Genomic DNA, 23,845 nt, shown 5'->3' on the forward strand with positions numbered 1-23,845 from the left:
ATCGCGGGTTAACGCGCTCTGCGGTGTATTGACGCGCGGCGCGGATCGTTCCGCACAGGCGTTGACCGGCGTCAAGAATCCGGTGCGGCAGACCTTGTAATATCCATCCGTCCGGCCCAGGACGGTAAAACGCTCACGCTGGAGTTTAGACGCATGACAGACATTCCGATCGGCGTTGTGACGGTTTCCGACCGGGCCAGCGCCGGCATTTATGAGGATCGCGGCGGACCGGCCATCGTCGCCGAACTGAAACGGATTCTCGTCACGCCGTGGCTGGCGGAAACAAGGGTGATCGCCGACGAACGGCCGCTGATCGCGCAGACCCTGTGCGACCTGAGCGATCGGCTGCATTGTCCGCTGATCGTCACCACCGGCGGCACCGGCCCGGCCCTGCGGGATGTGACGCCGGAAGCGACCGAGGATGTCTGCACCAAGATGATGCCGGGTTTCGGCGAGCTGATGCGCAGCGTCAGCCTGCAATCCGTGCCGACCGCGATCCTGTCGCGCCAGACCGCCGGCATCCGCGGCCGCAGCCTGATCGTCAACCTGCCCGGCAAGCCCGCGGCCATCGCCGAATGCCTGGCGGCGGTGTTTCCGGCCATTCCCTATTGCATCGACCTGATCGGCGGGCCGCGCCTGGAGACCGATCCGGCGGTCTGCGCTGCCTTTCGGCCGCGCGCCTGATTTTTAAAGAGTGCCGATCGCGCCATCGACACGGCATTTCAGGAACGCTAAACCGGTCGCATGACACAGCGGCTCGGCCTCATCGGCTATGGCGGCATCGGGCAGTCGATCCTGACGGCCTGGACGCAACGACCCATCGGCGGCTATCGCATGGCGGTGCTGCTGGTGCGGCCCCGCCAGCGCGCGGCGGCGCAGGCCGCCTGGCCCGATCTTGCGGTGACCGACAGCATCGCCGACTTCCTGGGCCACCGCCCCGACATCGTGATCGAGGCCGCCGGCCAGCCGGCAGTGCGCGAGACGGCCGAGGCCGCACTGGCGCAGGGCTGCGATTATTACGTCATTTCCACCGGCGCGCTGGCCGATCCGGATTTCCGCGCGCGCATCCAGCACGGAGTTGGATCGGGGCCGGGGCGGGTGATCATCCCGGTCGGAGCCACGGCGGGGCTGGACGGGCTGCTGGCGATGCGCCAGGACGGCCTGCTGAGCGTGACCTATACCTCGACCAAGCCGCCGAAGGCATGGCGCGGCACGCCCGCCGAACAGGCCTTCGACCTGGATGCCATCGCAGAACCCACCGTGATCTTCGCCGGCCGCGCCGACCAGGCCGCGCTGCAATATCCGAAGAATGCCAACCTGGCGGCCACCGTCGCGCTGGCCGGACTGGGCTTCGAGCACACCCAGGTCAGGCTGGTGGCCGATCCCGCCGCCACCGGCAATACCGGCCGCATCGAGGCGGAAAGCGCATCCTCGCGCCTGAGCGTCACCGTCGCGGGCCGCAGCAGCGCGAGCAATCCGAAAACCTCGGCAATCACCGGCATGAGCGTGCTGGCGGCACTGGAGAACCGGCAGGCGCGGTTCACCTTCGGCTGAAGGTCGCTCTTATCTGAATGACCGGAAGCGCGCCGGCCCATGGCCGGCAGGCTGGCGGAGGTGGCAGTCAGAAGCTAGCTGTTCTCCAGCCCGATTTCCCTGCTTTGCACTGAAATACTGGGAAATCTCCCCATTTCGAGGGTTCTCTGGGTCATAGATCTCGAGAGTTGCACGCTAAATCAGTTGGTTAACACCAAAATGGCCTATGTGCGCCCGATATGATCAGGGAATTATCAGGGAAGGGCTTTAATTCCGGCTCTCGCCCGGTGGCGAGCCGAGCAGCCCAGCCCGCTGCTCCTGGCCACACAGAGGAAAGGCAGCCCTTAAAAACAACATCACGTACTGCATATCGGCAGTCGGCTGAATCTCGTGGACCACCTTAGTCGTGCTTATTAATGACGTTCAATAAATTAAGAGAGGGTCGATTTTCGCCCATATGATTAGTCTGGGCCGATTAATAAGTTCAGTTTTTGAGTTCGTAATTCGAACAATCGTCTCAAGCACGCTAATCGCGGTTGATAAAATTGGGCCAATTCTTTTGATGTGGTTAAGGCTGGCAAGACCAAAAGCGTCCATCGAGCGCTACCAACAAATGCTCTCTGGTCCAGATCGGATAGCCTTTCATTCTGGAAAATCGCAGTTCGTCCAGGAAATAAGCACAAACAATGCATGGCTTAGCCCGCAGGCACTCAGCGCCGAAGATTGAAGACAAACTTCGTAATAGGGTTCGGAGAAAGCCACCCATTCAGCCAGCCGATGGCAGCTTGTCGATCAAACTCTTAAATTTCCCGATATGCCGAATGCCATCGAAACGCGGATCCGTCCGAATCCATACGCTCGACAGCTCGCGATATTCCAATGCAAGCTCAAGCTCGGACATTGCGGCACCCATCGCACCGACTGATGCCGCCAAAGTAGCGTTCGCAAAATGCGTTGACCGCACACCACCATCCTTCCTAATCTTCTCGGCACGCGTTTTATCGCCAGCCCATGCCTCAATCTCGGCTCGGGCAAAGACCAGATCAGGGATGCGACCCGTTATCCGCTCGATCTCAGTCAGCACAGTCAATGATGGGATCGGTCGCTCGGCCAAAGCATCGTTGAGCGCGCAAAAGACCATCGCCTCCACAGATTGGGTGATGTGGTGCTTGAGTGCAACAAATGCGTCTTACCGCCTGGCTTGGAAATAGCAGACAGCTTCGGCGATATCCTGCTGGCTGGAGAATGGCTCGATGCGGCGCGCCTCCTTGAACTGCAAGTCGGCCGCATCATGGTCTTCCATGATCGTCAGCAGGACGCCGAACAGCCTGCTGGCGCGGGCGTTAGTCCCGAGTTCAAGCGCATTCCTGAAATGCGCTGCCGCGGCATGGCGATCCCAGTTCAGCCAGCCCGCGATCGTCGCCAACCCGCTATGCGCCTCGACCGAATCTGGATCGATCTGCAATGCCCGCTGGACATACTGCTCGGCATGGGCCAGTGCCGTCGGCTGATCAACCAGCCCCAACCTGTACAGATCGCAGTAACAATCCGCCATGCCTGTATAGCCACGTGCATAATCCGGCGCTTCCTTGCTGACGCTTGTGAAAAGCTCCAGGGCCTCTTGAAGCGCGGCTGGAACCTGCTGATCCAGCAGTCGACGGGCACGATAGATCCGCCCCAAAGCATCGAGCGCGGCCGGACTGGCGCCGACCTTTTTTGACCGCATATGCGAACTGTCGAAGCGAATCCTGCTGATGATTGTAAGGGATATCTGTTCCTGGACGCTCAGTGGTTCACCCTTGGGAGCATCTATTCGGTCGGTGAACACTACAAAGCCCTGAGGGTCGCAGATCTCGAAGGTCACCCGGATGCGATCGCTCTCATATCTGACCGTGCCCTGGACAATCGCATTTATGCCCAGCTTCTTGGCCATGTCTGAAATATTGATGCGGCTGTTCTTGTATTGGAAGGCAATGCTTCTGGACGTGATCCGCAATCCCTGCAGATCGCTCATTCCGAACATGACCTCTTCGGTCAGGCCTTCGGCGAATTTCTCTTCATCTGCGGACGCCGACAAGGCGCGAAACGGCAAAACCACAATTGCGGCACCGGCACCGGCACCGAAAACACGCTTTGCCAGGTCATCATTCGCAGTCGGAACGACCGCGAGTTCTGCCTCTGTTGAGAACTTAGGAACATAGCCGCCGATCGGAAGCGTGATTCGTATATGATCGTGCTGACCGTCGCCATCATAGTATTCCTGCAGCTTCCTGCGCAGACGACGCGCTTCGACGCGGACGGTGGAATCAATCCGCGGATCGTAAGGCGGATTGCGGCCATAGACCGCGTTGCCAATAACCGCTTCCTTCAGGGTGGAAGCTTTTGCGTCGAGCGTTTGCTCGACGATGAACTGCAGGAAATCGATCAGGCGGCCGGAACCCACGAAGATCGCGTTTTCTTTCAGCCGCTGCACATGGGCGCGAATGTCTTCGGCGTTGGCGCCAGAAGTCGACTCGTTCTGCTTCCCCTTTGTAACCAGCAAATCCGTTATCCCTGTTGGCGCGTCAGCGTTTCTTTATGGCCGGTACTCAGGCCTCTCATGCCAGTTATGGATAACAATATCATGCTGTTACAGGAATGCTCCTTTTTAATGACTAACTGTTAGTCCCTACCGCGCCATGCGCCCGAAACCGCTGGGTGCACGACGCATGCCGGCTACAGCCTGACCGGGGAATCCGACCTACCCCTAACTAACGGTAAGTCCGCCGGTGGCTCACTTGGACCGCCCCTCCTGCGTTGACTAATCATGATGTCATTGAGGATTCTGGCGCAATTCGACTTTCCGCGCGCACGGTCCTTGTTGTTCAACGGTGTCGCGTCAAAGTCCATGCCCCACTCAACATCCACTGCCACACGGATATCGAGACTAGGACTGGGCGTCCTCTTCGTGGCTGCCCTCGGTGCCGGATTCTGGTGGTCGATCCAGCCGCCGCCACTGATTGTCCAGGGCGAGGTCGAGGCCGCGCGCGTGGACCTGGCACCCCGGGTGTCCGGGCGCATTAAGGAACTTCATGTCGATGTCGGAGATACCGCAAAGGCCGGTGCCGTGGTTGTCGTTCTGGACAGCCCACAGTTGCAGGCCAGCTTGGTATCCGCGCAGGCTGCCCTTGAGGTCGCCAGGGCCGACAGGGATCGCGTCTACAGCACACGGCCGGAGACCATCCAGGCCAAGCGGGCCGATGTTGAGCGCGCCCAATCGGCGCTGACACTGGCGCAACAGGTTTATGCCCGCCAGACCCAGCTTCTGCAGTCGGGCAATACGCCACAGCAGCGCGTGGACGAAGCCACCAACAATCTGCGGGCGGCGCAGAAAGCACGCGACGCCGCATCTGCCGAACTGTCTCTGGTCACCAAGGGCGCCAGCGATGAAGAACGCATTCTGGCGGATGCCCGGGTCAAACAGTCCGAAGCCGTTCTGCACCAGACCGAAACCGATGTGAGCGAGCTGACTATCCGCGCGCCCATCACGGGCCAGGTGACCACCCGCGTGGCCGAACTGGGCGAATTGTTCAATCCGGGCTCGCCTCTGCTCTCCATCGTCGACCTTGCCGACATCTGGCTGACCTTCAACATCCGCGAGGATCTGCTGTCCGGCCTGAAGGTCGGCGATGTTTTTGAGATCACGGTTCCCGCCTTGAAAGGTCAAGCCATCAAGGTCCGGGTGACCGCCATCAATGCACAGGGGCAGTACGCGAACTGGCGCGCCACCAAGGCGACGGGCGACTTCGACCTGCGCACTTTCGAGGTGCGAGCAAAATCGGTTGAGCCGAACAACCTGCTGCGACCCGGCATGAGTAGCGTGGCCAGGTGGGCAGGCGCCACCCAGAGACGCCCGGGGACCTGACAGATGTCTGTCGCGCGCCCTGGCATCATGCTGGCGCTGGTTCGCGAGATCCGCTGGATTTTTCGGCGTAAGGTGGTCGTTTTCATGACCATCATTTTCCCGCTGCTGGTTTTCTACATTCTGACAGGCGTGTTTGGCACCGGCCTGCCGGTCGGGTTGCCGATTGCCGACATCGACAAGGACCATTCCAGCCTGTCCCGCCACATGCTGCGGATGGTCGATGCCTCACCCGATGTTGCAATCACGAATCAGGTGGATGATATCGTCGCCGGGCGGCAGCTCATCCTAGAAGGCAAGGCCTATGCCATTGTCCTGATACCGGCCAACCTGGAGCGCGATGTAAAAGCCGGGCGGCGACCCGAAGTCATCTTCTTCTACAACAATCAGTTCATGACCATCGGCAGCATTGTGTCGCGGGCCCTCAATGAAGCCCTGTCGACAGCCGCGGCCGAGCTGGCGATCTCCACACGCCTGGCCCATGGGCAGGTTCAGGCTCTCGCCGTCAGCGCAGTCGCGCCGATACCGGTGCAGCAGAGCGCACTTTTCAATCCGACGCTCAACTACATCTACTTTCTGCTCGCGTCTTTCATCCCGACAATCCTGCAAATCTTCGTCTGCGCCACCTCGGCCTATACCGTCGGCCTGGATCGCTACCGGATTGCCGGCCTCGGCACTCTCCACCGGATCGGCGGCAGCCTGGGCAATGCCCTGATCGGCAAGACTTTGCCCTACACCGTCATCTTCTTCCTGACCTTGACGTCGGCTGACCTCTACCTGTTTGGCCGCCTCGACGCGCCATTCCGCGGGCATCTTGCCGTTCTGATTGCTTCTTCTGTGCTGTTCGTCGCGTCCTACCAGTTGATCGGCATCCTGTTTGCACTCGTTGCCAGGGACCTCGCCCAGGCGCTGGGCATCGCCGGACTCTACACTGCCCCATCCTTCGGGTTTGTCGGCATCAGCTTTCCAAAAGCTGCAATGGGCTGGTTCGCCAAGGCCTGGTCGCTTCAGCTGCCGCTGAACTGGTATCTGGAGATACGCCTCGACCAGACCCTGCGCGGCGCCTCGCTCGAGGCCTCGGCGAGACCGCTGACCATCCAGCTGATGATCGCAGCCCTGTTGACGGTCCTGGTCGTGCTGCGTCTCGAGTTTCTTCGTCGGCAGCGTCTTGCATCGCTGCCAGGACGAGAGGCCCGGATATGAAGGATTTCCTGCAACAGGTCGCCGCCGAACTTCAGGAAATCCGCCGCACACCCGCAGCGTTATCCACGATGGTTATGGCCATCCTGATATACGCTGCTTTTTATCCACAGCCGTATCTCAATGAAGCTGTCCGGGATGTCCCGACCCTCGTCATCGATCAGGATAATAGCACAACAAGCCGGGAACTGGCCCGCCGAGTCGACATCGGCGAGGGCGCCAGGATTGTGGATGTGGCAGGCAGCATGGACGAGGCGCGGACCAGACTCCTGGCGCGCGATGCCGTAGCCGTTTTCATCATCCCGAATAATTTCGAACGTGACATCCTCGCCGGACGCCAGTCGCCCATCGCAGCATACGGCGATGGCAGCTACTTCCTGATCTACAGGCAGGCAATGTCGGCCATTTCCTCGGCAGCCAGATCGATTGGTGCCGAAGCCACCACAAGCCGGCTGGTTGCCGGCGGCATGGAACCGAATGTGGCCCGAGCGATGTCCGATCCCATGCCGGTTACCGCCATTCCATTGTTCAATCCCCAGGGTGGCTATGCCAGCTATGTCGTTCCAGCAGCACTTGTACTCATCCTGCAGCAGACCCTGATGATGGGGATCATCATCCTGAATGCGCCCCGCAAAAATCAATCGCGGGGCTCTGAGCCGTTGCTGCCGAAGGTCTGCGCTTATATCGCACTCTACCTGATCTGGTCGGCACTCTATCTGTTCATGGTGCCGCACTTCTATGGCCTGCCACGGCTTGGCTCGCCCGGCGGCATCATCCTCTTGCTCATTCCCTTTCTGGCTTCAACAAGTTTTCTCGGCCTGTTTCTCAGCCGCATGATTCCCAATCAGGAGATTGGAATCCTGCTGCTCGTCGTGCTCGGCATGCCGCTTTTCTTTGTGGCCGGCGCGGCCTGGCCCATCGAGGCCATGTCGCCGGCCGTCCATTACCCGAGCCTTCTGATTCCCAGCTCGTCTGCAATCCGCGCTCTCGTTCAGATGAACCAGATGGGCGCCACACTAAGCGATGTGCGACATGAGGTATTCGTACTTTGCGGATTGACCGGCTTCTTCGCACTTCTTGCCTATTCGATCCGGTTCTTCCAGCGAGCCGAGTAATCCCATCATGACCTGGTGAAAAATGATCTTCAGCCCCCAGCCTCCGCCCACTCGCCGCCGTTTTCTGCTCAGCGCAGCGGCGATCGTTGTCGCCTCTTCGCCGATTGGTGCGATGGCACGCATCATCCAGGGCTCGGTGCCTTGGCAGGCCGGCCTGGCAGGCCCGCCCAGACAGGTTCGCGTTGGTCCATGGCAGTTCTTCACGCCGCTTGAGGCAGAAACCATCGATGCCGCCGTTGCGCGCCTCATTCCGGCAGATGCGCTTGGACCGGGCGGCAAGGAGGCCGGCTGCACGACCTACATCGACTATCAATTGGCCGGATATTTCGGCAGCTTCGAGCGACTCTACATGCGCCCGCCTTTTGCGGCGGGCACCGCCGAACAGGGAATCCAGAGTCCCGTCACGCCGGCACAGCATTACCGCCGCGCCCTGACCGCACTGGACAAACACTGCCGGAATTCATTCAACGGCAAATCCTTTGCAGCCCTGACGGCAGAACAGCAGGACAGCCTTCTGAAAGGCCTAGAGACCGGCGCCTTCAAGCTAGAGGGGGCAGACGGCAAGGCGTTCTTCGAGCTTCTGTACCAGAACACGATGGAGGGATTCTTCGCTGATCCAATCTATGGCGGCAATCGCGACATGGTCAGTTGGAAGCTGATTGGCTTCCCTGGCACCCGCTACGACTTCCGCGACCATGTGACCAAGCACAATGAACCCTATCCGCTGCCGCCCGTCAGCATTCTCGGTCGTACGGATTGGAATTGAGGAGAGCAGCATGCCCCGCAAACTCCCTAAAAAAGACGTTGTCATTGTAGGCCTCGGCTGGACCGGCAGCATTCTGGCATACGAACTCTGCAGCGCCGGCCTAGATGTTGTTGCAATCGAGCGCGGCCCATGGCGCGACACAGCAACGCATTTCGCACCTGGCTATGCCGCGGACGAACTCCGTTATGGCATTCGGTTAGATCTGTTCCAGCAGCCGGCGCAAGAGACCTACACAATGCGCAACAATCAGTCGCAGGTGGCGCTGCCGATCCGTCAGTTCGGGTCTTTCCTCCCCGGAAACGGGGTCGGCGGCGCCGGGGTTCACTGGAATGGCCAGACGTGGCGCTTCCACCCCACCGATTTCCGGCTGAAGTCGCATATCCGCGAGCGGTATGGCGCCCGCAAGTCCGGAGACATGACGCTCGAGGACTGGGGCGTCACCTATGACGACCTGGAACTGCATTTCGACAGGTTCGAATATCTCACCGGCATCTCCGGCAAAGCGGGCAACCTGAATGGCAGGATCGTCGATGGCGGCAATCCCTTCGAGGGATGGCGGTCGCGCGAATATCCGCTGCCGCCGATGACAATGACCTATGCCCCGACGCTGTTTGCCGAAGCCGCCCGGAAGCTGGGATACAAACCCTTCCCAAGTCCGTCCGCCAATGCCTCCGATGTCTATACCAATCCACTCGGCGTTCGCATGGGCCCCTGCACCTATTGCGGTTTCTGCGAACGTTTCGGCTGCGGCAACTATTCCAAGGCGAGCCCGCAGGTGAATGTTCTGCCCGCGCTGATGCGCATGAGCAACTTCACCGCACGGACGGACAGCGAGGTGCTCAAGATCGAACTGGATGCCAGCGGAAAGCATGCCACCGGCGTTACCTTCGTTGACACGAACGGCGAGGAGTATACACAACCAGCCGATATCGTTCTGCTCTGTGCTTACGGCCTGCACAACGTACGACTGATGCTGCTGTCCGGCATCGGCAAACCCTACGACCCGCAAACCGGTGAAGGCACTGTCGGCCGGAACTACTGCTACCAGACCAATTCCGCCGCCACGCTTTTCTTCGACGACAAGAACTTCAATCCCTTCATCGCGGCTGGTGCCCTGGGGATGACCGTCGATGAATTCAACGGTGACAATTTCGACCATGGCAACGTCAATTTCATTGGCGGCGCCGGCATCAACTGCATCCCGACCAGCGGGCGTCCCATCACCCGGCGCCCTGTGCCGCCCGGAACGCCGCGATGGGGCTCGGAATGGAAGAAGGCCACCAAGGACAACTATCTCAGTTCCTTCACCTTCACTTCCCAGGGCAGCAGTTATCCGCTGCGCGGCAACTACCTCGACCTGGACCCGACCTACAAGGACCGTTTCGGTCGCCCGCTGATGCGCCTGACCTTCGATTTCCCGGAGAACGACGTTGTGATGTCCAGGTGGATCACCAGCAAGATGGAGGAAATCTGCAAAAGCCTGGCGCCACGCCAGTATGTACTCAATCAGGTCCGGACGCCGTATTCGGTCGTGCCCTACCAGAGCACGCATAATACCGGCGGCGCCATCATGGGGGACAATCCCAAGGTCAGTGCCATTAATCGCTACCTACAGTCCTGGGACGTTGCGAACGTCTTCGCCATCGGGGCCTCCGCCTTTGCCCATAATGCCGGCTACAACCCGACCGGCACAGTCGGCGCACTGGCCTACTGGGCTGCAGATGCCATCAGGAATCAGTACCTGAAGTCTCCCGGCCCGCTGGTGAGGGCTTGAACATGCGCAGCCTCCTCATTTCAACAACCCTGCTGAGCCTTGTTTCCCTCACTGCGGCGCAGGCGCAGACGACCGACCAGGATTTCACCACCCTGGACAAGGGCCGCTACCTGGCAATCGTCGGGGATTGCGTGGCCTGCCACACCAAGCCGGGCGGCCTGCCGTTTGCCGGCGGCCTAGAGATGCAGACGCCGTTTGGTGTCATCGTCTCGCCCAATATCACACCGGATCGGGAGACCGGCATCGGCAGATGGTCCGAAGACGATTTCATCAAAACCATGCAGCATGGTGTGGCGCCGGGCGGAAAGCGCCTCTATCCGGCTTTCCCTTATCCCTACTACACCCTCACCAGCAAAGCCGACCTGTCGGCCATCTGGGCCTATCTGAACACGCTTGAGCCCGTGAACAATCGGGTCGAAAGCAATCAGCTGCCGTTCCCCTTCAACATCCGCACCAGCCTGATCGGCTGGAACATTCTTTCCTTCCGGTCAGGCGAATTCAAACCCCGGCCCGACAAGACGGAGGAGTGGAACCGCGGCGCCTATTTGGTCGATGGCCTTGGGCATTGCGGCGCGTGCCATACACCAAAGACCCTGTGGGGTGGCGACAAATCGGCAAAGCTTGAAGGCGGCGTCCTGCTGGGCTGGACCGCCCCCAACATCACGGCTGCCGACAAGCAGGGCCTTGGGCTCTGGACGGTGGACGACATTGCCGCCTATCTGAAGACGGGCACCAACCGGCTGAGCATAGCTTCAGGCCCGATGAAGGAGGTCATTGAGAATTCGACTTCCAAGATGTCCGACCAGGACCTGAAAGCGATCGGCGTCTATCTGAAGGATGTAGCGGGCGCACCGGACCTGACGAAGCCGCTGCTCGAAACCGACACCAAGATCCGTGTCGGTAAGGCGATTTACCAGGACAATTGTGCCGCCTGCCATACCTTCAGTGGCCAGGGCATCGCCGAACTCTTCCCGCCGCTGAAGGGCAGCAGCGTAGTCCAGCAGAAGCATGCCGACACCCTGATACGGATCACGCTGGAAGGCACCAAGGCGTCGGTGACGGATGCGCGGCCGACCGGGCCGGCCATGCCGCCCTTTGGCTGGCGCCTGAACGACGACCAGGTGGCCGCAGTGCTGACATACATCCGGAACAGCTGGGGCAATGCTTCCCCCGAGGTCTCCGCCAGCAGCGTGAGAGCCGCGCGAGCTGACATGCAGCCATGACCTCGGGAATGCTGCTGCCCGGTTCCCTCTTGCCGGGCAGCAGCATGTTTTTACGGCCGGGCGCCCGGCTTGCGCGGCAGCCGCACCTGCACGTCGCTGAGACCGACGATGTCGCCGTCCTGATCCGTCGCTTCCACATAGACCAGCGCATAATCCCGGCCGTTGCCGAGGACATGGATATCCCGCACCTTGCCCTTGCAGGTAATCTTCGCGCCAATCGGCCCCGGTTTGGTGAACTTGGAATCGATGGAGACGATTTCCGCCAGCGGCCCGTAGGTGCGCAGCACCACCGACGCCATGTAGGACATGCTCATCATCCCGTGCTGGACCGGCTTGGGCGTTCCGAAAACTCTGGCACGCTCGCACCACGACGGATCCATGTGCACGGGATTCATGTCGAGACTCGCAACCCCGTAAGCATCCACCATCTCCTGGGTGACTTCGTATGCGATGGTCACCAGGCTGTCTCCCGTCTTCAGATCGTCCAGATAGGGCAACGGCTGCATCGCGTCCTGACCGGCCCGCGCACTGGTATTTGCCTGCGTCATTGTTTCTTCTCCTGCGTTTCGCTGTTTCTCAGGCCGTGGCAAAGCCGCCGACATCGCGCCGTGACGACGGCAAGATGAGCGTGCCGAGACATTCGGCCTTTTCGCGGCCGTCGTGATCGACAAGGGTGACACGCGTGGTCATATAGGCCTTGTCCCGGCGCCAGAAACGGTCGCAATTCTCCTGGACCAGATGAATCCGGTCGCCGACATGAATGCGCTCCCGGTAGTCGATGCGCTGGAACGGATTGCGGGCACCCGGCGTCCGGATCCACGAGCCCTGGCTGTCGGGCTGGGCGAACCAGAAGGCGATGGTTGTGGTGAAAACGGGGTGAACCATGATGGTTCCCCGCGGCGCGTGCCGGCGGGCAAAGTCACGATCGACGAACAGTGGATGGGTTTCGCCGACAGCGAGGTTGTAGCTGAGGACATCTTCTTCCTCGACCACGAAAACCTTCGGGTGCTTCCACTTCTCTCCAACCGTTAGGGTGTCCCAGAATTCGATCGCTTCCCAGTTGTCGAGGAACTCCCGGTCATAGCCCTTCTGCTTCTCCGTTGTAAGGAGATGTTCGAAACGTCTGGTTTTCTCGCTCATGGCGCCCTCCTTTATTTCTCCATATGGAGTAGTTTTCGGACAAGCCTGTCGACGGGTGACGGCACCCGCATCGATGCCTTCACCTAGCGGCAGAAGGCAATTAACTCCTCCGATTGGAGAACTATTATTGAAACTCGGCAGCTCGTCAATGCCGAAAAGAGCACGCGCGGCAGCACTGGCCCAGCCGGCCGTTAGACGATACGACTAACGGGGTGGCCGCAGGGATTTCGGAATGGCAAAGACCGCGAAGAAGAAGACGGTGAAGAAAAGCGGCGACGAGCTCACCGCACGTGGCGCCCAGCGCCGGCAGGAACTGCTCGACGCTGCGCTGCGGATTATCGTCCGTGACGGCCCGGGTGCAGTCAGCCTGCGATCCGCCGTCAAGGAAGCCAAGGCCAGCCATGGTGCCGTGCTGTATTACTTCGGCACCCGGGAGGAACTGATCCACGCTGCCCTGAAGCATATCTCAGAACGCAACATCGAGGCACTCGCGGTGGCCTGGAAAGGATTCGAGGCCGCTGCGGCCAATCCGGCCAGGCTGGCAGAGATGATCTCCCGCCATTCCGCCCGGCAAATGATCGATGACCGCGGCATGGGCATCACCATCATCGAGCTGCACCTGGCAGCCGCCCGGCATCCCGAACTGGCGCCGGCGATCCGGGAATGGGGGCGCGCCTATGCCCGCATCAGCCACGACACCTTCGTCCGCCTCGGATCATCCAACCCCGAAGCCGACTCGGCCTTGATGACCAACATGATCAGCGGCCTGGTCATGCGGCAGCTCGCCCTGCATCGCCCCGATTTCGAAGCGGCCATCCTGCGCCCTGCGATAGAGCGACTACTCCGCAGCTTTGCCGGACCTAAAGCCGCCAAGACCGCAACAAGCCGGAAGCCGGCCTGAGCGGCTAAAGCGCGTTCCGTGTCCCCAGGATGGCGGTCGCCTGACTGGAAAAGACGCCGCCGTTGCCATGGGCCAGCGCAATGTCGACACCAGGAACCTGGCGCTCCCCGGCACTGCCCCGCAGCTGCTCGACAGCCTCGATCAGCGCGAAGATTCCGTACATGCCGGGATGGACGCAGGACAGGCCGCCACCATTCGTATTGACCGGCTGCGACCCGCCCGGTCCGATATGGCCGTCGGCCACGAATGATCCGGCCTCGCCCCGCTTGCAGAAGCCAAGGTCCTCCAGGAACAGCAGGACATTGATGGTGAAGGCATCATAGAGCTGCAGGACCTTCACATCCTGCGGCCCCGCCTTAGCCATCCTGAAGGCCCGGGCGCCGGACTCCTTTGCAGGCGTCGTCGTCAGATCCGGCATCGAAGAGATGCTGCGATGGCTATGCGCCATGCCGGCACCCAGGATATAGGCCGGCGGACGCGGCAGGTCGGCGGCCCGATCCTTGCGGACAACGACCACGGCACCAGCCCCATCCGTCACCAGGCAGCAGTCGCGGACGCTCAATGGCGAACTGACCATTCGGCTGGCCAGGACATCCGTGATCGTGAGTGGCCCACGTTCAAAAGCCATGGGATTCTTCTGCGCCCAGGCGCGGGCATCGACAGCCACCTGGGCCAGGTGGCGCCGCGTTACGCCGTATTCGTGCATATAACGGGCCGCCGCCAGCGCATAGGCGTTGACGGCACCGGTCGGAGTATACGGCGCTTCGAATGGCGAGGCGTTCAGGACGGCGCGCGCCTTGGCATAAGGCACGCGGTTACTTCCGGTTCGCGGATTGCTGCCATAGGCAATCAGGACGGCATTGCACAAGCCCTGCTCCAGCGCCAGCATTGCCGGAACGAGATGGGCGATGAAAGACGAGCCGCCGATGCCGGTGCCATCCGAAAAGGCCGGCTGGATGCCGAGATACTCGCACAGCGAAAGCACTGGCATATTGGTTTCGAGGCTGGCCGTTATGACGCCATCAATATCCCTGAGGGTCAGCCCTGCATCGGCGATCGCGCGCCGCGACGCCTCGGCCGCCAAATCCAGTTCGGAATATCCCGGCGCCTCGCCGCAGCCGGCGAGGCCGACACCGACGACAGCGCACTGGCCACGCAAATCCCTAGACATTAATGTCACCTGCGGGCTTGAAGACTAGGGATGGCACCTCCTGGGGCCGGACCACGGCCATGACAGGCATGCCAATCTGCACCTTGTCCGGCGCCATACCGTCGACACAGCTCATCATTCTCGGACCTTCGGCCAGGTCGATGAGGGCGATGTTGTAGTTTCCGCCCAGTTCGGGCTTGCGGCTGACGACAGTCACCGAATAGATGGTGCCGCGACCGGATGCCTCCACCCATTCCAATTCGCCGGAACCGCAATGCGGGCAGGACACACGGGGATAGAAAACATGCTCCCCGCTGGCCCTGCAGCGCTGGATCTTGAAGCTGCCTTCCTGCAGGAAGGCGAAGAACTGCTCCTGGGGACCTCTGGCTTCACTCATTGCGCGGCTTCCTGATTCCGCTCGGCATCCTGCCGGCGCAGCTCGCGCCGGAGCAGTTTGCCGGTCGGATTGCGGGGGAGAGACTGGCAGAACTCGATCCGCCGGGGCTTCATGTAACCCGGCAGACGCTCGGCGCAGAAAGCCATCAGCTCATCCGGGGATGGCTTTTGCCCACCCGGAATCACATAAGCAACCACCACTTCGCCCCAGCGGTCGTCCGGCACGCCGATCACGGCAGCTTCACGGACGCCGGGATGGCGCTGCAGGCATTCCTCGATATCGTTCGGAAAGATATTCTCGCCGCCCGAGATGATCATGTCCTGCTTGCGGTCCACCAGATACAGGAAGCCATCGTCATCGACGCGCCCCATGTCGCCCAGGCTGAACCACTCGCCGCGATGCGCCGCCTGGGTTCGCTCGGGATCGCGCCAGTATCCGGAGAACAGTCCCGGCCCGCGGATGTAGACTTCACCCACCTCTCCCGTGGGTACTTCATGTCCGGCCTCATCCAGAACCCGGATTTCCACCTCCCGGATGGGACGACCCACCGAGCGGTCATGGGTGGCGAGATCAGATGAATGGATCGCCGTGACGATGCGGGTTTCGGTGGCGCCATAAAACTCGGTAAGTGCCGGCCCGAAGGCCTTGAGCACTTTTTCCTTTACGGTGCTGGGAAGCGGCGCGCCGCCGCTGATCAGGCAGCGCAGACTGGAAACATCGGCAGTCGCCAAGGCCGAACACTCCACCAGCCGTTCCAGCATAGTCGGAACCACAAAGGAGTTCGTCACCCGGTATTTCTCGACAAGCTCAAGGTACGTCGCGGGGTCGAACTTCTCCGGCACGATGGCCGTGCCGCCCAGATAGATGGCCAGCGAGGCGAAATCCCGAGGCGCGGAATGCCAGTAGGGTCCCGCATTCAGGGTCACGTCATTGGATGTCAAGCCGTAATCAAGCGCCTTGTAGAGATAGCCCACGACGATTGCCCGGTGCGAGACTAGGGCGCCCTTCGGCGTGCCGGTGGTGCCGGACGTGTACCCGATATAGAGCGTGTCTTCAGGCGATACCTGTACGTCAGGCGCCCTGGCTTCGCCAGACCCGATCAGGGTCCCGAGCGACGGATAGCCGGTAGTTTCGTCGCTGGACATGGCAAAAATCCGGCTATCGAGACCGCGGCGAATTCCATCGCTGAGGCTGTCCAGGATCGGAATGAACTCGCCGTCGATGAACAGGACATTGAGGTCCGCATGTACCATGCGGAATTCAAGGTCGCCGGCTTTCAGCAGGAAGTTTAGTGGCACCAGCACGATGCCAAGGCTGCCAAGGGCGAAATACAGCGTCAGGTAATCCGCGCTGTTGCGCGCCAGAATGCCGGCACGGTCGCCCTTCTTCAAACCAGTCCGCGTCAGCGCATTAGCCAGTCGCCAGACACGGTCCCGCAACGCCTTGTGAGAAATGGCAGGGCCATTCTCGGTGACGATTGCGGGCCGGTCCGGATAGAGGCGCGCATTACGCTCGATGCTGCGCCCGATGATCATGCAGCGGCTGCGACAGGGAATTCGAGGTGAGCTTCGCCAACCGCGACGGTTTCGTCGCGCTGGTTCTTCACTTCGACCTTCACGGTAATCCACCGGGACCTGGTGGTGTTGAGCTTGGCGATTACTTCGCCATACGGGCGAATGGTATCACCCGGCTTCACCGGCATGAGCCAGCGGGTTTCCAGCCGGCGATGGATGCCGCCATGCTCGTACGACCAGTCCGTCAGCATCCGGGTGATGAGCCCGAAGTTGTTCATGCCATGCATGATGATGCCGCCAAAATTGGAACGACCGAAATTCTCCTGCATGTAGTTGTCGTCAAGATGCAACGGATTGAAATCGAGCGAGGCTTCGCAGAACTGGCGGATCGTTTCCCGGGTCGGTGCGAAAGACGGGCCTTCAATCTTGGCGTTCACCTTCAGGGTGTCAAAGAAATCGGTCATGGCCTGCCTCACATTGCACGGATGGTCCAACCGCGGCCCGAGCAGATAACCTCGCCGTTCTGGTTGGTGAAGACATTGTCGTGGATGACGAACAGGCGCTCCCGCTTGATGAACTTGTCGAGCGCGCGCGCCTGCAGGTGAATGGTGTCATCGGGCCGGGCCGGGATGTTGTAGCTCCAGGACTGGCCTGCATTGACGGTACCGGGGCTGCGCATCCAGTCGTCATTTGGCGTGCAGGCGAACATCAACAGGATGTGGATGGCCGGCGGCGCCACGATGCCGCCAAAGCGACTCTTCTTGGCGTAGAGCTCGTCGAAATACAGCGGGTTCATGTCGCCGACCGAACGGCAATACTTCTGGATCGCCTCCAGGGTCAGCACATACGGAATGGTTTTGCGCGGCTCGCCGGGAACGATGTCGTCCCAGATTTTCCGCGCGTCCGCGTCCTTCCAAAAATCAGTCGCAAAGCCCTGCTCCACGGTTTCCTCCGGTTCACTAGATGAACATTATGATCTCTAGATGAACACCTTGCACATTTGCCGCACACTTGGCAAGAGACATGAGTCATCAGGCGGGCAAAATGGTTGAAGAAGCCAATCGAGATCCACAGGCCTTTCTCAGGTCGTTTGCACGGGGCTTGGCAGTCATTGAGGCGCTGGGGCGACCACCGGGTCGTTTCACGCTCGCAGAACTGGCTACGGCATCGGATCTGAATCGCGCGGCCGCCCGCCGTGTGCTGCTGACGCTGATCGAACTCGGCTACTGCAAGTCCGACGGCAAATACTATTTCCTGACACCGCGGACGCTCGGCCTTGGCCTGTCATTCCTGAACGGCTTGCCCTACTGGGGCTACGCGCAGTTCGTCCTGGAGGACCTGCGCGCCGAAGTTGGCGAATCCTGCGCCATGGCCGTGCTCGATGGCTCGGATATCCTTTACATCCTGCGCCTGCCCGCACGCCGCATCCTGACCAACAATCTGGGTATTGGCAGCCGGCTGCCGGCCCACGCAGTCTCTTTGGGGCGCGTGCTGCTTGCCGGTCTGCCGGAAGACGAACTCGAGACCTATCTGGCCAAAACGGATCGCAAGGCCTTCACCAGCCGCACCCTGACGGATGGCAAAGCCCTGAAGAAAGAACTGACCAAAGTGCGCGACCAGGGCTATGCTTGGATCGAGTCCGAACTGGATCCGGCGATCTGCGGTTTGTCGGTTCCGGTGCGGGACGCCGCCCGCAATGTCATGGCGGCTGTCAGTGTCAATACGATTGCCGGATCGCTGACCGAGGCCCAGGCGAAAGAACGCCTTCTGCTGCCTCTTCGCAAGGCGGCAGAGGAAATCCGGGCCCGGTCAAACTTCTAGGCCTGCGTAGAAAAAGGACGGGGCAGGTCGACTCTGCGCGACCCGGCCCGCCCTCCCGAAGTCCGGCGCTTACTGGGCTTCGATTTTCGCGCGCTGGATCACGTCAGACCATTTTGCCATCTCGGCATTCACAAAGGTGGTGAATTCCTTGCCGGTCAGGCTACCCGGATCCACGTCCAGCTTGGCGAATTTCGCCTTGATCGTGTCTGACGCCAGGATTTCCTTCATCACGGCCTCCAACCTGGCCTGCACCGGCGAGCCGTTATTGGCCGGCATGTACATGCCGAACCAGGCCGTCGCCTCGAAGCCCTTCACACCAGCTTCATCCATCGTCGGAATCTCCGGCATGGCGGCCGAACGCGTCTTGCTGGTCACGGCCAGGACACGGACCTTACCCGAAGCCACTGCCGGCAGAACGGTCGGTAGGGAATCGAACATCATGGGCAGATGGCCGCCCAGCAGGTCCGTCATCGCCGGCGCCGCGCCCTTGTAGGGAACATGCTCGATGTCGATATTCGCCATGAACTTGAACAGTTCGCCCGACAGGTGGTTGGCACCACCGATTCCGGAGGACCCGAAGGTCAGCTTGCCAGGATCTTTCTTCGCCAGCGCAATCAGTTCAGCGACGTTCTTGGCTGGAACGCTCGGGTTGACGAGAAGCGCGTTCGGAACGCTGCCGATCAGTGCGACCGGCGAGAAATCCTTGGCCGTGTCATAAGGAAGCTTCTTGTAGAGGCCGGGATTGATCACATGGTGCGTGGCGGTCAGCAGCATGGTGCCGCCGTCGGGGGCCGACCGCGCCACGATCTCGGAGCCAATCGCGCCGCTGGCACCCGCCCGGTTTTCGACGATGACCGTGGTGCCAAGCTTTTCGCTCAGCGAGACCGCAACATCGCGCGCCAGGATGTCGGTCGTTCCGCCTGCGGGGAATGGCACAACGACCTTCACCAGATTCGGGAAGCTCTGCGCAACCGCAGGGGTTCCGATGACGCTTGCGACCGCAATGCCAGCGGTCAGGGCTGCTGCCCAGATGGTTTTCTTCACGAGCCTTCCTCCATTCATTTGTCTCGACCTGCGGTTTGCACTGGTCGATGACCGGCCTTCTGCCGTGGGGCGTCTGGTCGGGCTGAGAAAATTGTTCATCTAGTGAACTATTTATTCTCTAAGTGAACACTAGGACATGCTTTCAGCTGGTTGGCAAGCCCCATTGAGCAATGCAGCCCACTTAAATAACTCCGTATGGAGAACTCATGGCTCGAGATAGATTTATCGGCGCAGGCCGGACTGAGCCGTTTCACTATCCAATCGATAGTTTCAAAAGCATGCGGTTTGGCTGCTAACAGGTCGCTTCCTTGGAGGCACCCCGATGGAAATGCCACCTTCTCCGCATCACCGCGGAGCAGGGACTGATGCTAGGCCTTTCAATCAATGACCTTATCACTAGCCCGTATGTCCAAACGGGGGCTTTAGCTGTGTTCGGCGTGATCGTCACCCAGCTCACGTGGAAGCGATACCCGATCCGCCGTTTGGCATCACAGGTGTCATTCTTCTTCATCCTGACTGGTCTGCTCTTCTACCACCATATCGTGCCCTACGAAGTCGCCCCCGAGACGACACCGCTCGTCGAACGGACATTCATCGCAATGGCGAAAATTGTCTGGTGGCTATACGTCGCCTGGGTACTCACGAGCTGCGCCCGGGCGTTCCTCATCCTGGAGCGTCGCCCACGAGAAGGAAAACTTATCCAGGATCTGGCCGTTGCTCTGATCTATCTGGGCTCCACGCTTTCCATTGTCGCCTATGTCTTCCAAGCGCCAATCGGAACGTTGATTGCCACATCAGGCGTGTTCGCCATCATCCTCGGCATGGCCCTGCAGAGTACCTTGTCCGACGTGTTCTCCGGCATCGCCCTGAACATGAGCCATGCCTATGCGGTCGGTGACTGGCTTGTCCTGAATGAGAATGGCATTGAGGGCCGCGTCATCGAGACCAACTGGCGGGCAACCCACCTTCTGAACGGGTCAAACGACCTAGTAATCATCCCCAATAACAGCCTGGCCAGAGCGCACCTGATCAATCTCAGCAGTCCGAACCGCACCCATGGCGTGCGGCTGAATGTCCAGGTTGTGCCAACGACGGTCCCGTCCGCCATTTCCGATGTCTTCCGGACCGTGCTGCTCAGCAGCAACTCGATCATGGCGTCGCCCCCACCCAGGGTCGAGATCAAATCCCTGACGTCCGAAGCGATCGAACTTGAACTGTCCTTCCGCGTCCGCGACTTCACGGCCGCCGCCGCTGCCAGGCACGAGGTCTATGATCTCATCTATCGTCACACCAAGGCTTCCGGGCTCTCCCTGGCACCTGCCAAGGAAGTGTCTCCAACGGACTCAAGCGCCGCCGGTCGCAGCACAGCCCTGCGCCTGCTCGATGCATTGCCGATCTTCGCGTCTTTAACGGAGGAAGAAAAAGAGGAGCTGGCCCATGGGATGAAGCGCAGAGTTTACCGCAAAGGCGATATTATCGCCGAACAGGGGGTAACACTCACATCCCTGTTTATCATCCGATCCGGCGTGGTAAGCATCAACCTTCGCGGCGATACCACGAATGAGTTCAGCCGCCTTTCGCCCGGGGATTATTTCGGCGAGTTTGGACTTTTCACCGGCTCCGAGGAAATCGGCAGCATCCATGCGCTGACGGGCGTCGTAGCTTATGAAGTGGACAAAACATCCGTGGCCAAGCTGATGCAGGAGCGTCCAAGCATCGCAGACGAAGTCAGCGTCACACTCTCCCGGCTGGCCAAAATGGCAAATGCGGGCAATTCAGCCCCCCAGCGCCCGTTCGGGACGGCCTCTTCTCTCGTAGGCCGGATCAGGCAGATGCTCGGTGTCCCGGTGGAATAGCTGCCGCCCCAGTGGATCAATCGCGATCCGGGACAATTACGGCAGTTGTTCTCTGAACTGATAGCGCGTCACCACGCGCAACGGCGTGCTGCCGTTATTTGTGATGGTGACATAGCTTGGCCCGCGGCCTGTGTGCCCCAGCCGATCGTAGACTTCCGCCTGCCCGCCGGCCGGCACGCCGATCACACGACCATCAGGCAACTGCAAGCTACCCCCTGATGTACCGCGATTCACGATCGTGAGCGTGGTGTAGCTTTCGCGATCACCGACATCGACAATAGCGCTTGTGCCTGGAATGATATTGAAGCTTCCAGCCCAGGCGGTTCCGGAGAGATGACCAAAAACTAATGCTGCGGCCAGGAACATACTGCGGGACATGGCAATCTCCTTAAACCCTTCGTTCGTGTACAGGGCCTCTGCAACCGAATTTAGATGTGCAGGCGCCACGCTGCCATGGCGCCTGCCAGAGTTCAGGCCTTGAAGAAAGCAAGAAGGTCTTCGTTGATCAAGTCGGCGTTGACGGTCGCCATGCCGTGACTCAGACCTTTGTAGACCTTCAGTGTGCCGTTCTTGACCAGCTTGATGGCCAGGTGGGCGCTGTCTGCAATCGGCACGATCTGGTCGTCGTCGCCATGCATGATCAGCACCGGCACGGTGATTGCCTTCAGGTCTTCGGTGAAGTCGGTTTCCGAGAAGGCCTTGATGCAGTCATACTGCGCCTTGGTGCCGCCCATCATGCCCTGGCGCCACCAGTTCTGGATAATACCCTGGGATGGCTTGGCGCCCGGCCGGTTGAAACCGTAGAAGGGACCCGTCGGTACATCCAGAAAGAACTGCGCGCGGTTGGCGACCTGGGCGGCGCGGAAGCCGTCGAAGACCTCAATCGGCAGGCCGCCGGGATTCTTATCCGACTTCACCATGATCGGCGGCACGGCGCCGATCAGCACGGCCTTGGCGACGCGGCCTTTCTCGGCGCGCGCGACATAGCGCGCCACTTCGCCACCGCCGGTGGAATGCCCGACATGAATGGCATTCTTCAGGTCCAGCGCCTTCGCCAGTTCGATCACGTCGGCGGCATAGGTATCCATCTCGTTGCCGGTATGGGTCTGGGTCGAACGGCCATGGCCGCGACGATCATGCGCGACGACCCGGTACCCCTTCAGAAGGAAATACATTAGCTGCGCATCCCAATCGTCTGCGCTGAGCGGCCAGCCATGATGGAACACGACAGGCTGGGCTGTCTTCGGACCCCAGTCCTTGTAGAAGATTTCGGTCCCGTCGCCCATCGTCACGAAGCTCATGGCTTTATTTCCTTTAGTGGGTTGCGAAGACTGAGCGCCGGACATCGGGACCGTTTGTGCGGTCGCATGGACGACTGGTAGTGCGGAAGTTACCAATGTAGTGGCAGCGGCAATAAGAACCTTACGGCGAGAGATCGCGGGCTGTTCCATTGTCCTTGCTTCTCCCCGGGCCAGGAGTGATCGGTTTATGCGAATTGTCCGAGCCCTGCGCGCATGCGGAAAACCGAATTGCGCCAGAATCCTCAATTACTTCATGATTATTCAATGCAGTGTGGAGGATCCAAGTGAGCCACCGGCGAACTTACTGTTAGTTAGACGCAGATCTTTTTGCCGCAACCCGATAACCTTCAATTATGGAAAATCCCGCCGTGGGCTGGCGCCTGCGCCACACCAGGCCGGCGAAGTAACCAGCCGTACCGCCGTTCCTACCCTTGTCAGCGTGCCGACATGCGCGCACCGGCATCGAGCGAAATCGTGGTCGCGTTGAGATACTGGTTTTCCGCGATATGCCGCACCAGGCCACCGAATTCCTCGGCCTGGCCCATGCGGTTGGGGAACAGGATCATGCGATTGATGATCGACTGTGACACATTCTCCGGCAGGCCCGCCACCATCGAGGTGTCGAACAGGCCTGGCGCAATGGTCACCACGCGGATGCCGAGTTCGGCAAGGTCGCGCGCCACCGGCAGGGTCAACCCCATCACGCCGGCCTTGGACGCGCTGTAGGCCGCCTGACCGATCTGGCCCTGCCAGGCCGCACCCGAGGCGGTGTTGATGATGACCCCGCGTTCGCCGCCGGCTTCGGGTTCATTCGCGCTCATCACTTGGGCAGCGAAACGGATGACGTTGAACGTTCCGGTCAGGTTGACCGCGATCACCTTGCTCCAGGTCGCAAGCGGGAATGGCTGGCCGCGTGACAGCGTCTTTGCCGAGTCGGCAACGCCGGCGCAGTTCACCGCCACATGAATGGTGCCGAAAGCCTGCACGGCCGCATCAATGCCAGCCTGCACGCTGGCTTCATCCGCCACATCGACGCTGCGTACGATGCAATTGGCGCCAAGCTCGGAAGCCAGTGTGGCGAGCTTCGTCTCGTCGCGGTCGAGGCCAACCACTTTGGCCCCGGCGGCCGCCATATTCTTGCAGGTGGCAAGGCCAAGACCGGATGCGGCGCCGGTGACAACGGCGACCTTGTTCTGGAGATTCATTGTT

24 protein-coding genes are annotated in these 23,845 nt (G+C 60.5%); 11 read left to right on the forward strand and 13 right to left on the reverse strand.

Annotated features, from left to right (window positions below; all coding sequences use genetic code 11):
• Positions 1-153: 153 nt before the first annotated feature.
• Together mog and ACK4FK_RS03195 are read left to right on the forward strand one after the other, a co-directional pair.
• Positions 154-684: a molybdopterin adenylyltransferase gene (mog, locus tag ACK4FK_RS03190; RefSeq protein ID WP_409741001.1), complete on the forward strand. Its 531-nt coding sequence runs from the start codon at positions 154-156 to the stop codon at positions 682-684.
• Between the two features lie 60 nt (positions 685-744).
• Positions 745-1,554 carry an aspartate dehydrogenase gene (locus ACK4FK_RS03195; RefSeq protein WP_409741004.1) on the forward strand — a complete coding sequence of 270 codons (810 nt, stop codon included), beginning with the start codon at positions 745-747 and terminating at the stop codon, positions 1,552-1,554.
• A gap of 745 nt (positions 1,555-2,299) precedes the next feature.
• On the opposite strand, the gene ACK4FK_RS03200 is transcribed toward ACK4FK_RS03195, so the two are convergent.
• Together ACK4FK_RS03200 and ACK4FK_RS03205 are read right to left on the reverse strand one after the other, a co-directional pair.
• Positions 2,300-2,683 (reverse strand): hypothetical protein, encoded by a 384-nt coding sequence (locus ACK4FK_RS03200; protein ID WP_409741007.1) that lies wholly within the window; start codon positions 2,681-2,683, stop codon positions 2,300-2,302.
• A 39-nt stretch (positions 2,684-2,722) separates the two neighbouring features.
• A complete protein-coding gene (locus tag ACK4FK_RS03205) occupies positions 2,723-4,075 on the reverse strand; it encodes a hypothetical protein (RefSeq protein WP_409741010.1) in 1,353 nt (450 codons plus the stop codon).
• A gap of 405 nt (positions 4,076-4,480) precedes the next feature.
• On the opposite strand from ACK4FK_RS03205, the gene ACK4FK_RS03210 reads away from it, so the two are divergent.
• The 6 genes from ACK4FK_RS03210 (at position 4,481) to ACK4FK_RS03235 (ending at position 11,512) form a co-directional block, all read left to right on the forward strand.
• On the forward strand, positions 4,481-5,437 hold the full coding sequence (locus ACK4FK_RS03210) for an HlyD family secretion protein (RefSeq protein WP_409741012.1): 957 nt from the start codon (positions 4,481-4,483) through the stop codon (positions 5,435-5,437).
• 3 nt (positions 5,438-5,440) lie between these two features.
• Positions 5,441-6,637: an ABC transporter permease gene (locus tag ACK4FK_RS03215; protein WP_409741015.1), complete on the forward strand. Its 1,197-nt coding sequence runs from the start codon at positions 5,441-5,443 to the stop codon at positions 6,635-6,637.
• Positions 6,634-7,749 carry an ABC transporter permease gene (locus ACK4FK_RS03220; RefSeq protein WP_409741017.1) on the forward strand — a complete coding sequence of 372 codons (1,116 nt, stop codon included), beginning with the start codon at positions 6,634-6,636 and terminating at the stop codon, positions 7,747-7,749. Before ACK4FK_RS03215 ends, ACK4FK_RS03220 begins: the two co-directional genes overlap by 4 nt.
• Positions 7,750-7,861: 112 nt before the next feature.
• Positions 7,862-8,515, forward strand: coding sequence for a gluconate 2-dehydrogenase subunit 3 family protein (locus ACK4FK_RS03225; protein ID WP_409741020.1), 654 nt, complete (start codon positions 7,862-7,864; stop codon positions 8,513-8,515).
• 10 nt (positions 8,516-8,525) lie between these two features.
• On the forward strand, positions 8,526-10,289 hold the full coding sequence (locus ACK4FK_RS03230) for a GMC family oxidoreductase (protein WP_409741022.1): 1,764 nt from the start codon (positions 8,526-8,528) through the stop codon (positions 10,287-10,289).
• A 2-nt stretch (positions 10,290-10,291) separates the two neighbouring features.
• Entirely contained in the window at positions 10,292-11,512 is a 1,221-nt protein-coding gene (locus ACK4FK_RS03235) for a c-type cytochrome (protein WP_409741025.1), read from the forward strand.
• A gap of 50 nt (positions 11,513-11,562) precedes the next feature.
• On the opposite strand, the gene ACK4FK_RS03240 is transcribed toward ACK4FK_RS03235, so the two are convergent.
• Together ACK4FK_RS03240 and ACK4FK_RS03245 are read right to left on the reverse strand one after the other, a co-directional pair.
• A complete protein-coding gene (locus ACK4FK_RS03240; protein WP_409741028.1) occupies positions 11,563-12,060 on the reverse strand; it encodes a MaoC family dehydratase in 498 nt (165 codons plus the stop codon).
• Between the two features lie 28 nt (positions 12,061-12,088).
• Positions 12,089-12,652, reverse strand: coding sequence for a MaoC family dehydratase (locus ACK4FK_RS03245; RefSeq protein ID WP_409741029.1), 564 nt, complete (start codon positions 12,650-12,652; stop codon positions 12,089-12,091).
• Positions 12,653-12,884: 232 nt separating this feature from the next.
• On the opposite strand from ACK4FK_RS03245, the gene ACK4FK_RS03250 reads away from it, so the two are divergent.
• On the forward strand, positions 12,885-13,553 hold the full coding sequence (locus tag ACK4FK_RS03250) for a TetR/AcrR family transcriptional regulator (protein ID WP_409741032.1): 669 nt from the start codon (positions 12,885-12,887) through the stop codon (positions 13,551-13,553).
• A 4-nt stretch (positions 13,554-13,557) separates the two neighbouring features.
• On the opposite strand, the gene ACK4FK_RS03255 is transcribed toward ACK4FK_RS03250, so the two are convergent.
• Genes ACK4FK_RS03255 through ACK4FK_RS03275 form a run of 5 tightly spaced genes read right to left on the reverse strand, consistent with a single transcriptional unit; the run spans position 13,558 to position 17,557 of the window.
• Complete coding sequence (locus tag ACK4FK_RS03255) at positions 13,558-14,724, reverse strand: acetyl-CoA acetyltransferase (RefSeq protein WP_409741035.1); 1,167 nt, start codon at positions 14,722-14,724, stop codon at positions 13,558-13,560.
• Positions 14,717-15,100 carry a Zn-ribbon domain-containing OB-fold protein gene (locus ACK4FK_RS03260; RefSeq protein WP_409741038.1) on the reverse strand — a complete coding sequence of 128 codons (384 nt, stop codon included), beginning with the start codon at positions 15,098-15,100 and terminating at the stop codon, positions 14,717-14,719. The genes ACK4FK_RS03255 and ACK4FK_RS03260 overlap by 8 nt, the downstream gene beginning before the upstream one ends.
• Complete coding sequence (locus ACK4FK_RS03265) at positions 15,097-16,635, reverse strand: class I adenylate-forming enzyme family protein (protein ID WP_409741041.1); 1,539 nt, start codon at positions 16,633-16,635, stop codon at positions 15,097-15,099. Before ACK4FK_RS03265 ends, ACK4FK_RS03260 begins: the two co-directional genes overlap by 4 nt.
• A complete protein-coding gene (locus ACK4FK_RS03270) occupies positions 16,632-17,078 on the reverse strand; it encodes a MaoC family dehydratase (protein ID WP_409741043.1) in 447 nt (148 codons plus the stop codon). Before ACK4FK_RS03270 ends, ACK4FK_RS03265 begins: the two co-directional genes overlap by 4 nt.
• Positions 17,079-17,086: 8 nt before the next feature.
• Positions 17,087-17,557, reverse strand: coding sequence for a MaoC family dehydratase (locus ACK4FK_RS03275; RefSeq protein WP_409741046.1), 471 nt, complete (start codon positions 17,555-17,557; stop codon positions 17,087-17,089).
• Between the two features lie 101 nt (positions 17,558-17,658).
• Between ACK4FK_RS03275 and ACK4FK_RS03280 the strand changes: the two genes are divergently transcribed.
• Entirely contained in the window at positions 17,659-18,435 is a 777-nt protein-coding gene (locus ACK4FK_RS03280) for an IclR family transcriptional regulator C-terminal domain-containing protein (protein ID WP_409741049.1), read from the forward strand.
• A 69-nt stretch (positions 18,436-18,504) separates the two neighbouring features.
• On the opposite strand, the gene ACK4FK_RS03285 is transcribed toward ACK4FK_RS03280, so the two are convergent.
• Positions 18,505-19,578, reverse strand: coding sequence for a Bug family tripartite tricarboxylate transporter substrate binding protein (locus tag ACK4FK_RS03285; protein ID WP_409741052.1), 1,074 nt, complete (start codon positions 19,576-19,578; stop codon positions 18,505-18,507).
• 329 nt (positions 19,579-19,907) lie between these two features.
• Between ACK4FK_RS03285 and ACK4FK_RS03290 the strand changes: the two genes are divergently transcribed.
• Positions 19,908-21,335 carry a mechanosensitive ion channel family protein gene (locus ACK4FK_RS03290; RefSeq protein ID WP_409741055.1) on the forward strand — a complete coding sequence of 476 codons (1,428 nt, stop codon included), beginning with the start codon at positions 19,908-19,910 and terminating at the stop codon, positions 21,333-21,335.
• Positions 21,336-21,371: 36 nt separating this feature from the next.
• Here ACK4FK_RS03290 and ACK4FK_RS03295 read toward each other — a convergent pair whose 3' ends face one another.
• From ACK4FK_RS03295 to ACK4FK_RS03305, 3 genes are all read right to left on the reverse strand, one after another.
• Positions 21,372-21,713: a hypothetical protein gene (locus tag ACK4FK_RS03295; protein WP_409741058.1), complete on the reverse strand. Its 342-nt coding sequence runs from the start codon at positions 21,711-21,713 to the stop codon at positions 21,372-21,374.
• Between the two features lie 92 nt (positions 21,714-21,805).
• Positions 21,806-22,636, reverse strand: a complete 831-nt coding sequence (locus tag ACK4FK_RS03300; RefSeq protein WP_409741061.1) for an alpha/beta fold hydrolase — start codon at positions 22,634-22,636, stop codon at positions 21,806-21,808.
• A gap of 434 nt (positions 22,637-23,070) precedes the next feature.
• Positions 23,071-23,841 (reverse strand): SDR family NAD(P)-dependent oxidoreductase, encoded by a 771-nt coding sequence (locus tag ACK4FK_RS03305; RefSeq protein WP_409741064.1) that lies wholly within the window; start codon positions 23,839-23,841, stop codon positions 23,071-23,073.
• Positions 23,842-23,845: the final 4 nt, after the last annotated feature.

This window comes from Ferrovibrio sp. (genome assembly GCF_046297895.1).
In the GTDB taxonomy this organism is placed as follows: domain Bacteria; phylum Pseudomonadota; class Alphaproteobacteria; order Ferrovibrionales; family Ferrovibrionaceae; genus Ferrovibrio.

Excerpts from the sequence above, each read along its gene's own strand:
- ACK4FK_RS03195 (WP_409741004.1), top strand. The coding sequence starts at position 745 with ATGACACAGCGGCTCGGCCTCATCGGCTATGGCGGCATCGGGCAGTCG.
- ACK4FK_RS03215 (WP_409741015.1), top strand. The coding sequence starts at position 5,441 with ATGTCTGTCGCGCGCCCTGGCATCATGCTGGCGCTGGTTCGCGAGATC.
- ACK4FK_RS03245 (WP_409741029.1), bottom strand. The coding sequence starts at position 12,652 with ATGAGCGAGAAAACCAGACGTTTCGAACATCTCCTTACAACGGAGAAG.
- ACK4FK_RS03250 (WP_409741032.1), top strand. The coding sequence starts at position 12,885 with ATGGCAAAGACCGCGAAGAAGAAGACGGTGAAGAAAAGCGGCGACGAG.
- ACK4FK_RS03295 (WP_409741058.1), bottom strand. The coding sequence starts at position 21,713 with ATGTCCCGCAGTATGTTCCTGGCCGCAGCATTAGTTTTTGGTCATCTC.
- mog (WP_409741001.1), top strand. The coding sequence starts at position 154 with ATGACAGACATTCCGATCGGCGTTGTGACGGTTTCCGACCGGGCCAGC.
- ACK4FK_RS03225 (WP_409741020.1), top strand. The coding sequence starts at position 7,862 with ATGGCACGCATCATCCAGGGCTCGGTGCCTTGGCAGGCCGGCCTGGCA.
- ACK4FK_RS03265 (WP_409741041.1), bottom strand. The coding sequence starts at position 16,635 with ATGATCATCGGGCGCAGCATCGAGCGTAATGCGCGCCTCTATCCGGAC.
- ACK4FK_RS03230 (WP_409741022.1), top strand. The coding sequence starts at position 8,526 with ATGCCCCGCAAACTCCCTAAAAAAGACGTTGTCATTGTAGGCCTCGGC.
- ACK4FK_RS03270 (WP_409741043.1), bottom strand. The coding sequence starts at position 17,078 with ATGACCGATTTCTTTGACACCCTGAAGGTGAACGCCAAGATTGAAGGC.
- ACK4FK_RS03240 (WP_409741028.1), bottom strand. The coding sequence starts at position 12,060 with ATGACGCAGGCAAATACCAGTGCGCGGGCCGGTCAGGACGCGATGCAG.
- ACK4FK_RS03235 (WP_409741025.1), top strand. The coding sequence starts at position 10,292 with ATGCGCAGCCTCCTCATTTCAACAACCCTGCTGAGCCTTGTTTCCCTC.
- ACK4FK_RS03300 (WP_409741061.1), bottom strand. The coding sequence starts at position 22,636 with ATGAGCTTCGTGACGATGGGCGACGGGACCGAAATCTTCTACAAGGAC.
- ACK4FK_RS03220 (WP_409741017.1), top strand. The coding sequence starts at position 6,634 with ATGAAGGATTTCCTGCAACAGGTCGCCGCCGAACTTCAGGAAATCCGC.
- ACK4FK_RS03255 (WP_409741035.1), bottom strand. The coding sequence starts at position 14,724 with ATGTCTAGGGATTTGCGTGGCCAGTGCGCTGTCGTCGGTGTCGGCCTC.
- ACK4FK_RS03260 (WP_409741038.1), bottom strand. The coding sequence starts at position 15,100 with ATGAGTGAAGCCAGAGGTCCCCAGGAGCAGTTCTTCGCCTTCCTGCAG.
- ACK4FK_RS03305 (WP_409741064.1), bottom strand. The coding sequence starts at position 23,841 with ATGAATCTCCAGAACAAGGTCGCCGTTGTCACCGGCGCCGCATCCGGT.
- ACK4FK_RS03285 (WP_409741052.1), bottom strand. The coding sequence starts at position 19,578 with ATGAACAATTTTCTCAGCCCGACCAGACGCCCCACGGCAGAAGGCCGG.
- ACK4FK_RS03280 (WP_409741049.1), top strand. The coding sequence starts at position 17,659 with ATGGTTGAAGAAGCCAATCGAGATCCACAGGCCTTTCTCAGGTCGTTT.